The 10,152-nt window shown below is 58.5% G+C and carries 12 protein-coding genes; 1 reads left to right on the top strand and 11 read right to left on the bottom strand.

Going from position 1 to position 10,152, the window contains the following annotated elements:
• Positions 1–83: 83 nt before the first annotated feature.
• Together CSQ91_RS24220 and CSQ91_RS24215 are read right to left on the bottom strand one after the other, a co-directional pair.
• Positions 84–1,442: an ATP-binding protein gene (locus CSQ91_RS24220; protein ID WP_099389850.1), complete on the bottom strand. Its 1,359-nt coding sequence runs from the start codon at positions 1,440–1,442 to the stop codon at positions 84–86.
• Positions 1,439–2,167, bottom strand: a complete 729-nt coding sequence (locus CSQ91_RS24215) for a response regulator (protein ID WP_034753223.1) — start codon at positions 2,165–2,167, stop codon at positions 1,439–1,441. The genes CSQ91_RS24220 and CSQ91_RS24215 overlap by 4 nt, the downstream gene beginning before the upstream one ends.
• Positions 2,168–2,353: 186 nt before the next feature.
• On the opposite strand from CSQ91_RS24215, the gene CSQ91_RS24210 reads away from it, so the two are divergent.
• Positions 2,354–2,887, top strand: coding sequence for a Spy/CpxP family protein refolding chaperone (locus CSQ91_RS24210; RefSeq protein ID WP_170846394.1), 534 nt, complete (start codon positions 2,354–2,356; stop codon positions 2,885–2,887).
• 96 nt (positions 2,888–2,983) lie between these two features.
• Here CSQ91_RS24210 and dsbD read toward each other — a convergent pair whose 3' ends face one another.
• From dsbD to secY, 9 genes are all read right to left on the bottom strand, one after another.
• Complete coding sequence (dsbD, locus tag CSQ91_RS24205) at positions 2,984–4,930, bottom strand: protein-disulfide reductase DsbD (RefSeq protein WP_099389849.1); 1,947 nt, start codon at positions 4,928–4,930, stop codon at positions 2,984–2,986.
• Between the two features lie 156 nt (positions 4,931–5,086).
• On the bottom strand, positions 5,087–5,479 hold the full coding sequence (rplQ, locus tag CSQ91_RS24200) for a 50S ribosomal protein L17 (RefSeq protein WP_034753219.1): 393 nt from the start codon (positions 5,477–5,479) through the stop codon (positions 5,087–5,089).
• A 148-nt stretch (positions 5,480–5,627) separates the two neighbouring features.
• Complete coding sequence (locus CSQ91_RS24195) at positions 5,628–6,605, bottom strand: DNA-directed RNA polymerase subunit alpha (protein WP_008444343.1); 978 nt, start codon at positions 6,603–6,605, stop codon at positions 5,628–5,630.
• 108 nt (positions 6,606–6,713) lie between these two features.
• Entirely contained in the window at positions 6,714–7,337 is a 624-nt protein-coding gene (gene rpsD / locus CSQ91_RS24190) for a 30S ribosomal protein S4 (RefSeq protein ID WP_010394478.1), read from the bottom strand.
• 258 nt (positions 7,338–7,595) lie between these two features.
• Entirely contained in the window at positions 7,596–8,000 is a 405-nt protein-coding gene (rpsK, locus tag CSQ91_RS24185; protein WP_010394475.1) for a 30S ribosomal protein S11, read from the bottom strand.
• A 17-nt stretch (positions 8,001–8,017) separates the two neighbouring features.
• Positions 8,018–8,383, bottom strand: coding sequence for a 30S ribosomal protein S13 (gene rpsM / locus CSQ91_RS24180; protein WP_046681666.1), 366 nt, complete (start codon positions 8,381–8,383; stop codon positions 8,018–8,020).
• 14 nt (positions 8,384–8,397) lie between these two features.
• Positions 8,398–8,511 (bottom strand): 50S ribosomal protein L36, encoded by a 114-nt coding sequence (rpmJ, locus tag CSQ91_RS24175; protein ID WP_010394471.1) that lies wholly within the window; start codon positions 8,509–8,511, stop codon positions 8,398–8,400.
• 42 nt (positions 8,512–8,553) lie between these two features.
• Entirely contained in the window at positions 8,554–8,772 is a 219-nt protein-coding gene (gene infA / locus CSQ91_RS24170; protein ID WP_005663428.1) for a translation initiation factor IF-1, read from the bottom strand.
• An 18-nt stretch (positions 8,773–8,790) separates the two neighbouring features.
• Positions 8,791–10,125 carry a preprotein translocase subunit SecY gene (gene secY / locus CSQ91_RS24165; RefSeq protein WP_010394438.1) on the bottom strand — a complete coding sequence of 445 codons (1,335 nt, stop codon included), beginning with the start codon at positions 10,123–10,125 and terminating at the stop codon, positions 8,791–8,793.
• Positions 10,126–10,152 lie beyond the last annotated feature (27 nt).

Here is a 10,152-nt window from a genome sequence, read left to right as displayed (position 1 = left end):
TGTCACGCTGTTGCAGCGCAGGGCTGCAGGTTGAATGTAGTTGCCAGGGAGGCATAAAGCACAATATTGTCGCACGGAAATGCTCACTTTCCTGCGTAATACTCTGGCACGATGAGGGTGACTTCCAGTCCACCGTCGACGTGATTGAGCAGTGAAACCGTGGCGCCGTGCTGCTCGGCGATATTGCGCGCGATGGTCAGGCCCAGGCCCGTGCCGCCCGATTCGCGCGAACGCGACGTCTCGATGCGGTAAAACGGTTCGAACACTTTAGCCAGTTGATCTGGCGCAATACCCGGCCCACCGTCGCGGATGCAGATGCGCGCGGCACCGGCGATGCGCTCGACGGTGACCTGCGCGTACAGGCCATATTTGACGGCATTGTCGATCAGGTTCACCAGGCAGCGCCGCATGGCAATGGGGCGCGCCATCAAGGCCATGCCCGCCTGTCCACTGAGGGTGACTTTCTGGCCGGCATCGGCCGCGTCGGAGCAGACGCTATCGAGCAGGGAATCGAGATCGAGCGCCTGCATCGCTTCCGTGCTGTCCATCGAGCGGGCCAGGTCCAGCCCTTCCTTGACCATGCTTTGCATGGCCGACAGGTCGCCCACCAGGCGGTCATACAATTCCGTATCCGCCACTTTTTCCAGGCGCAGCCGCAAGCGCGTCAGCGGCGTCTGCAAGTCGTGCGTGATGGCCGCCAGCATCTGTGTCCGCTGGGAAATATGCTGGCGGATGCGCGCCTGCATGGCATTGAAGGCGGCGCTGGCCTGGCGGATCTCGCTGGCGCCCGACAGGGTCAGCGGCGGATGGTTGATGTCATTGCCCAGGTCTTTCGCCGCCTGCGCCAGCTGCTTGAGCGGGCGCATGGTCATGCGCGTGACCAGATAGGCGAGGATGGCGATGCTGATCAGGAAAGGCAGCAGGGTCATCCAGTCGTTATGTTCATTGAACGGTGGCTGCTGGCGCGGCGGCAAGACCATCAGGCGCAGCACATGGCCATCCTGCATGCGCACGTCGAGGTTTTCGCAGGTGCCGCCCCATGGCTTGGCGGAAAACATACCCGGAGACTGGCGCGGCTTGACGCAGGCGGCCGGACGTTCGGCCAGCGCGCTGACCTTGAAGCCTTCGCCCAGCTTGGCTTGCAGGGCGGTGGAAAATTCCGTCGGCGCACCGGGCCTATGTTCCGTATCGGGACGCAATTCCAGGCGCACGCTGCCCTTGTTGGCCACTTTCAGGTAGGCGGCGCGCGAGGCCAGCGGCACCATGTCGGCCGCCATCACCAGCTGCTCGGCCCGCTCGACGGCGTGGTAGTCGCGGTATTGCTCGATGGCGCGCTGGCGTTCGCCCACGGCCAGCCACTGCGTCAGCGCGGCCGAAGCGACGATGCCGATCAACAAGAACATGAAGACACGGCCCGTCATCGAGCCCAGGAAGGCCTTCACGCGTGCGGCTCCACATTGACCTGGCCAGCCAGCACATAGCCGCCGTTGCGCACGGTCTTGATAATTTGCGGCAAGCGGGCATCTTCACCGAGCTTTTGCCGCAGACGGCTGATCTGGATATCGATCGAGCGGTCGAACGGGTCGGCGTCGCGGCCCTGCGTCAGATTCAGCAGCTGGTCGCGGTTGAGCACGCGGTTCGGGTGTTCCAGGAAGACGCGCAGCAAGCGGAATTCCGCGCCCGACAGCATGATCACCAGGCCGCTGGGATTGAGCAGGTGGCGCGCCGTCAGGTCCAGCGTCCAGCCGGAAAAGCGGATTTGCTGCGCCTTGTCCGACGGCACGTTCGACGGCATGGCATGGCTGCGGCGCAGCACGCTGCGTATGCGCGCCAGCAATTCGCGGGGCTCGAACGGTTTCGGCAAGTAATCGTCGGCGCCCATTTCCAGGCCCAGGATGCGGTCCAGCGGCTCGTTGCGCGCCGTCAACATGATCACCGGCACCGTCGATTGGGCGCGCAGCTTGCGGCACAAGGTCAGGCCGTCATCGCCAGGCAGGTTCAAGTCGAGCACGATCAGGTCGGGCCGCGTTTCATCGAGGATTTTCCACATGGCCGTGCCATCCGCCGCACCCAGGGTGCGGTAGGCGTTCGTTTCCAGGTAGTCCGCCAGCAAGCTGCGGATATCGCGGTCGTCGTCGACGATGAGAATTGTAGAAGTGGGTTCCATGGTACGAATTATCCCCACTTCCCCCGCCCTTGCACAACGCATTTGTATCGTCTTGTATATAGAAGACCCGAAGAAACATATAGATACAAACTGTCTGGCAGCGGACACTTCGGGGAAACATGGCGCGTCCAACATGGATTCATGTGCAGCAACATGTACATCCCTCACTTTTACAAAGGAATCCAGATGAACGCCTCAATGACAACCTTGCGCAAGAACTTGATCATCGCCATGAGCGTACTCGGCATGGGTGCGGCATCGCTGACCGTCCACGCCCAGGAAGCGGCCGCCAGCGCGCCTGCCGCCAGCACCAAGATGCAACATGACGGCCACCGCGGCCAGCACCGCGGCGGCAATCCTGCCGAGCGCATGGCCAAGTACCAGGCCCGCCTGCATGACAAGCTGAAGCTGACGGCCGCGCAGGAACCGGCCTGGGCCACATTCACGGCCGCCAACGCGCCGAAAAAACCGATGGGCGACTGGAAGGCCAAGCGCGAAGCGATGGCCAAGCTGTCGGCGCCGGAACGCATGGAGCAATGGATCGCCATGTCGAAGGAACGCATCGCCAGCCAGGAAAGCCGTCTGGCCTCGCTGAAAACCTTCTACGCCGTGCTGACGCCGGAGCAAAAGAAAGTGTTTGATGACAGCGTGCCTGGCGGCAAGCACGGCGGCCATCGCGGCGGCCACCATGGCATGCATCAGCAGCCGAAAGCCGGGTAAGTCGGATTAGGTCCGCCGGCCCGTAATCCGACAACTTTGTTGGCGTGTATGGTGGTGTCGGGTTACGCCCTTAGGGGCTAACCCGACCTACCCGGCCTACTCGTCGAGCTTGCGCAAGGAGGCCAGGAAGGTGGCTGCATTCTGGAAGCCGATCACGCGCGACTGGGCAATTTCCTGCCCTTGCGGGTTGAACATGATGATGCCCGGCGGGCCGAACAGCTGGAAACGTTTCAGCATGGCCTTGTCGTCCGCGTCATTGGCCGTCACGTCCACTTGCAGCAGTACGGCTTGCCCCATCTTCTCGCGCACGGCGGGGTCGACGAAGGTCAGTTTTTCCATCTCGATACACGACACGCACCAGTCCGCATAAAAGTCCAGCAGGGCCGGCTTGCCATTGAGCTGCGCCAGCGCCGCGTCCAGCTGCGCCACGGTCTTCACGCGCGTAAACGGTTGGGCATGCACTTGCCCGCCGCCCAAGTGGGCCAGCGGCGCCAGCGGGTCGCGTCCACCGCTGGCCACGCCCACCAGTTGCATCGCGCCCAGCAAGGCAAACACGAGGCCGAAGGCCTTCGCTACCCAGGCGTTCTTCGCGCCGCTCTTGCCCACCAACAAATACATGCCATAGCCGACGAACAAGACCATCCAGCCCAGCATCTGCACGGCGCCCGGCAGCACTGGCGAGACCAGCCACCAGGCCACGCCCAGTTGCAGCACGCCAAAGAAGCGCTTGACGGCATCCATCCAGGCGCCGGCACGGGGCAGCAAGGTGCCAGCCGACACGCCCACCAACAGCAAAGGCACGCTCATGCCCACCGCCATGGCAAACAGGGCGCTACCGCCGATGACGACGTCGCGCGTCTGGCTGATGTACAGCAAGGCGCCGGCCAGCGGCGCGGCCACGCATGGCCCCACGATCAGGGCGGAAATGGCGCCCATGACGAACACGCCCGCCAGGCGGCCCGAAGATTGCTGGTTCGATACGGACGTCAGCTTGCCTTGCAGGAAAGCCGGCACTTGCAGTTCATACAAGCCGAACATCGACAGCGCCAGGCCCGCCATCAGCAGGGCAAAGAAACCCAGCACCCACGGGTTTTGCAGCTGGGCCGCCAAGCCTTCGCCCGCCAGACCGGCCGCCACGCCCAGCGCCGTGTAGACGATGGCCATGCCCAGCGCGTACGTCAGCGACAGCAGCAAACCGCGCGAGCGGCTGACCTTGGCGCCATCGCCGATGATGATCGACGACAAAATCGGCACCATCGGCAGCACGCACGGCGTAAATGCGAGGCCCAGGCCCAGCAGCATGAACAGGGGCACGATGACGAGCAGCTTGCCGCCCTTCAGGGCCGCTTCGATCTTGCCCATCTCGCTTTGCGCGGGCGCGGGGCTTGCCGCCACGGGCGACGCCGCGACCGGCTCGGGCGTGCTGGTGATGTCGGCCTGCGGAATGCTCATCACGGACACGCCAGGCGATGCCTGCGCCTGCGGGCCGTTGACGGCCGCCGTGTCGACTGCGGGCGCGGCCGGCAAGGCAAACTTCGACGGCAAGCCGCCCGGCGCCATGCTCTGGCCGCCGCCACCGCCCACCAGCTGGGCTGTCGCATCCTGCGGCGCATAGCACAGGCCCTTGTCGGAGCAGCCCTGTCCCGTCGCCTTCAGGGTAAACGGCCCGGCAGCTTCCACGGGAATCGTGATGGTGAGGGTCTTGCGGAAGGTTTCCACGTTCTTCTGGAAGGTATCGTCGAACTTGACCTTGCCAGCCGGATACACCGGCGTGCCCAGCTTGGCGCCCACGGCCTCGAACTTGAAGCGCTCGTGGTACATATAGTAGCCATCGGCAATCACATACGTGACGGCGATGGTGGCCGGATCCTGCATGCGGGCGGAAAACTTGAAGGCCAGCTCGGGGTCGAGGAATTCATCGTCGGCGCGGGCTTGACCCGTGCCAAAGACGGCCATGGCCAGCAGCAAACAGGTGGCAAACCAGATCAGCAGTTGATGTAGGGGAGCGGCGCGCGCGGTGGCGCTGGAGGGGAAACGGGACATGAACTACCTTTTCAACCATTCGACAGAGGACGCGCGGGGCGTGCAGTGGCTGCAGGGCCGGCGCGAAAGAAGAATAGTACACCGCAGCAAGGATAGCTGCAGCAGAAAACAAAAAAGCCAGGCTAGGCCTGGCTTTCATTGAAGCAATTACTGGGATTACTCGCCAGCAACTTCAACTGCTTCGGTCGTATCTGGACGATCCATCAGTTCAACGAACGCCATAGGAGCGTTATCGCCGACGCGGAAACCCATTTTCAGGATACGCACATAACCACCGTTACGGTTGGCGAAACGTGGGCCCAGTTCAGCGAACAGTTTGACGACCATTTCACGGTCGCGCAGGCGGTTGAAGGCCAGACGCTTGTTTGCCAGGGAGTCGGTTTTGCCCAGGGTCAGAATTGGCTCGACAACGCGGCGCAGTTCTTTTGCTTTTGGCAGGGTGGTTTTGATCGCTTCGTGACGCAGCAGCGATACTGTCATGTTGCGCAGCATTGCCAGACGGTGGGACGAGGTACGATTCAGTTTACGGAGGCCGTGACCGTGACGCATGATAAATCCTTTCGGTGAGTGTTTAAATTCCAGTTCTTCGATCAGCTGAGTGGGAAACCCCTTACAGCCGCGGACCGGTTTGGTACTACAAAATAAAAGCCTGGGACACCTGTCCCAGGCAGTTTGCTACAACTTGCTTTTACCGCGATTACTTTTCCAGGCCGGCAGGCGGCCAGTTTTCCAGCTTCATGCCCAAGGTCAAGCCGCGCGATGCCAGCACTTCCTTGATTTCGTTCAGGGACTTGCGGCCCAGATTTGGCGTTTTCAGCAGTTCGTTTTCCGAACGTTGGATCAGGTCGCCGATGTAGTAGATGTTTTCCGCTTTCAGGCAGTTCGCCGAACGCACGGTCAACTCCAGGTCGTCGACTGGACGCAACAGGATAGGATCGACCAGCGGAGCGCGCGATGGCGCTTCGGCGGCGGCTTCCGTGCCTTCCAGGGCAGCGAACACATTCAACTGGTCCACCAGGACGCGGGCCGACTGGCGGATCGCTTCTTCCGGCGAGATCACGCCGTTGGTTTCGATGTTGATGATCAGCTTGTCCAGGTCGGTACGCTGTTCAACGCGGGCCGATTCAACGAAGTACGATACGCGGCGCACTGGCGAGAACGACGCATCCAGAATGATGCGGCCGATGGTCTTGTTCGTGTCTTCCGACAGGCGACGCACGTTACCAGGAACGTAGCCGCGGCCTTTCTCAACCTTGATCTGCATGTCCAGCTTGCCACCAGCGGTCAGGTGGGCGATCACGTGGTCAGGGTTGATCAGTTCGACGTCATGCGGCAGGTCGATATCGGAGGCCAGGATCGCTCCTTCGCCTTCTTTTTTCAGGGTCAGGGTTACCGAATCGCGGTTATGGACTTTGAAAACCACACCCTTCAAGTTCAGCAACAGATCGACGACGTCTTCTTGCACGCCATCGAGGGAGGAATATTCGTGGACGACGCCAGCGATCGTCACTTCGGTCGGCGCGTAGCCTACCATCGACGACAGCAGAACGCGGCGCAACGCGTTACCCAATGTGTGGCCATAGCCGCGCTCGAACGGTTCCATCACGACCTTGGCGTGACCTGCACCGAGAGCTTCAACATCGATAATACGTGGCTTCAACAAACTGTTTTGCATGAAATGTCCTTTTCAATACCCTCGGCTCATTACACCGATAAGGCTGATGGCATTAGTAAAACGCCCACCCGAAAGAAAACGAGTGGGCGGTGATGGTGCTAACTGCTATTAACGCGAGTACAGCTCGACGATCAGCGATTCGTTGACGTCGTTAGCGATTTCGTTACGCTCTGGCAGGGACTTGAAAGTACCTTCCATTTTCTTGGCATCAACCGAAACCCAGCTAGGCATACCAACTTGTTCAGCCAGCGACAGTGCTTCAACGATACGCACTTGCTTTTTCGATTTTTCACGAACAGCAACGATGTCGCCAACTTTGACTGCGTACGAAGCGATGTTCACAACGATACCGTTCACGGTGAACGCTTTGTGGCTGACCAATTGACGCGCTTCAGCGCGGGTCGAGCCAAAGCCCATGCGGTAGCAAACGTTGTCCAGACGCGTTTCCAGCAACTTCAACAGCGTTTCGCCGGTGTTGCCTTTACGACGGTCTGCTTCAGCGAAGTAGCGGCGGAATTGACGTTCCAGCACGCCGTACATGCGCTTGACTTTTTGCTTTTCGCGCAGTTGGTTACCGTAGTCCGAGGTGCGGGCGCCGGATTTGACACCGTGTTGGCCTGGCTTGACGTCCAGTTTGCACTTGCTGTCCAGCGAGCGACGTGCGCTCTTCAGGAACAGGTCTGTACCTTCACGGCGGGAAAGTTTTGCTTTAGGTCCGATATAACGTGCCACGATACTTCCTTTTTTTAAATGATAACGCCCCAGCCACATGCATGATCAAACACACTGATGCGGTTAGGCGCTAGTCTGATTTGGTTTCAATCAGACGGTGGCTGAAAACGAAAAACCCGTCAAACAGAATTTGACAGGCAAGAACAGCCGGGCAGTATAACCGTTTCCGGCTCCCTGCTCCAGCGTTTTCACACAACTGTACTGAGTTACAACAGACAGCAAAGCAGCTGGCGCCGAAGCGCCCTCTGCAACACTATCTTAGATACGACGACGTTTCGGTGGACGGCAACCGTTGTGCGGTACCGGCGTCACGTCCTGGATCTCGGTGATCTTGATGCCCAGGTTGTTCAGCGCGCGAACGGCGGATTCACGACCAGGACCTGGGCCCTTGATACGTACTTCCAGGTTCTTCACGCCACACTCAACAGCCACTTTACCAGCGGCTTCCGCGGCGACCTGCGCTGCGAACGGGGTCGATTTACGCGAACCCTTGAAGCCTGCACCGCCGGAGGTAGCCCACGACAAGGCATTGCCTTGACGATCGGTGATGGTAATGATGGTGTTATTGAACGAAGCGTGGACATGTGCGATGCCTTCAGCGACGTTCTTTTTAACTTTTTTACGCACGCGTGCTGATGCGGCGTTATTTTGCGACTTAGCCATAATTATTCCCTAGCGGATTATTTTTTCAGCGATTGAGCGGCTTTACGCGGTCCCTTGCGGGTACGTGCGTTCGTACGCGTACGCTGGCCACGGCAAGGCAGACCCTTACGATGACGCATGCCGCGGTAGCAACCCAGATCCATCAAACGCTTGATGTTCATGGACAGTTCACGACGCAGATCGCCTTCGACGATGAATTTACCTACTTCATCGCGCAGCTTTTCCAGTTCGCTGTCATCCAGATCTTTGATCTTTTTGTTGGTTGCTACACCGGTCGATGCACAGATTTTCTCTGCGCGTGGACGGCCCACACCGTAGATGGCCGTCAGGCCGATAACGGTATGCTGATGATTTGGGATATTAACCCCTGCAATACGTGCCATTTGTTATTCCTCGATTAACCTTGACGCTGCTTGTGACGTGGTTCCACGCAGATAACGCGGACTACGCCTTTGCGCTTGATGATCTTGCAGTTGCGGCAGATCCGCTTGACTGATGCGAGAACTTTCATTTTTGGGCTCTTTCTTTCGCTTCTTTGGTTTGATTCAGTGTGTTACTTGGTACGGAACACAATGCGGGCTCGGCTCAGGTCGTACGGCGTTAACTCCACCGTCACCTTGTCTCCAGGGAGAATGCGAATATAGTTCATCCGCATTTTACCTGAAATATGCCCGAGCACCACGTGTCCGTTCTCCAGCTTCACTCGAAATGTTGCATTTGGGAGATTCTCAAGAATCTCGCCCTGCATCTGTATGACGTCGTCTTTTGCCATTCGGTATGTTTACCGCGCTTAACGCGTCGGAATTCCGCCCTTGAAATTTGCTTTGCGCAGCAGCGAATCATATTGCTGCGACATCACGTAGTTCTGTACTTGCGCCATGAAATCCATGGTGACAACTACAATAATCAATAAAGAAGTACCGCCGAAATAGAATGGTACTTTCCACTGGGCTTGCATAAATTCCGGCAATAAACACACCAGGGTGATGTAGACTGCGCCGGCAAGTGTCAAGCGTGTCAGGATCTTGTCGATGTAACGGGCTGTCTGCTCGCCTGGACGGATCCCGGGAATGAACGCACCGCTTTTCTTCAAGTTATCCGCTGTTTCCTTGCTGTTAAAGACCAGCGCTGTATAGAAGAAACAGAAAAACACGATCGCCACTGCGTACAACAGCGCATGGATAGGCTCACCAGGCCCCATCGATGCTGCCAAATCTTTCAAGAACCGCACCGCAGGGTTAGCGTTGTCGGCGCCCTTTGAAAACCAGTCCACGATAGTGGCCGGGAACAAGATGATCGAAGAAGCAAAGATCGGCGGGATCACGCCGGCCATGTTCAGCTTCAACGGCAAATGGCTGGTTTGACCGCCATAAATCTTGTTGCCTACCTGGCGCTTCGCGTAATTGACCAATATTTTGCGCTGACCACGTTCAACGAATACAACGAAGTACGTTACCAGTGCTACCAGGATCACGATGAAAATCGCGCTGAAGCTGCCGATCGAACCATTCGACACCTGAGTGAACAAGCCACCCAACGCCGACGGCAGACCTGCTGCAATCCCGGCAAAAATGATGATCGAGATGCCATTCCCCAAGCCACGCTCGGTAATTTGCTCACCCAACCACATCAAAAACATTGTTCCGGTCAACAAAGTGACGACCGTCACGAAGCGGAATGCAAGACCAGGTTCCAACACCAGACCAGCTTGCGACTCCAGTGCGACTGCAATGCCTAACGCTTGGAACAGTGCCAGGGCAACCGTGAAATACCGGGTGTACTGGGTGATCTTGCGACGACCTGCTTCGCCTTCTTTTTTCAACGCTTCCATCTGCGGTGACACGATCGACAGCAATTGCATGATGATCGAGGCCGAGATATAAGGCATGATACCCAGCGCAAACACTGTAAAACGAGACAAGGCACCGCCCGAGAACATGTTGAACATGCCCAGGACGCCGCCTTCGTGCTCCTTGAACAGCGAGGCTAATTGTGTCGGGTCAATCCCGGGAACCGGGACGTGAGCACCGATACGATAAACCACCAATGCGCCAAGCAAAAACCAGAGCCGTCCCCAAGGGAAACCGGCCGCTGCACTTTTAGCAAGTTGTGGATTAGTCGCCAATTTTCGCTCCGATCAAGCTGTTAGCGG

Source organism: Janthinobacterium sp. BJB301, from assembly GCF_002735685.1.
GTDB lineage: Bacteria > Pseudomonadota > Gammaproteobacteria > Burkholderiales > Burkholderiaceae_D > Janthinobacterium > Janthinobacterium lividum.
Note: the sequence above shows the minus strand (reverse complement) of the source record. Positions and strands in the feature narration are given on the sequence as shown.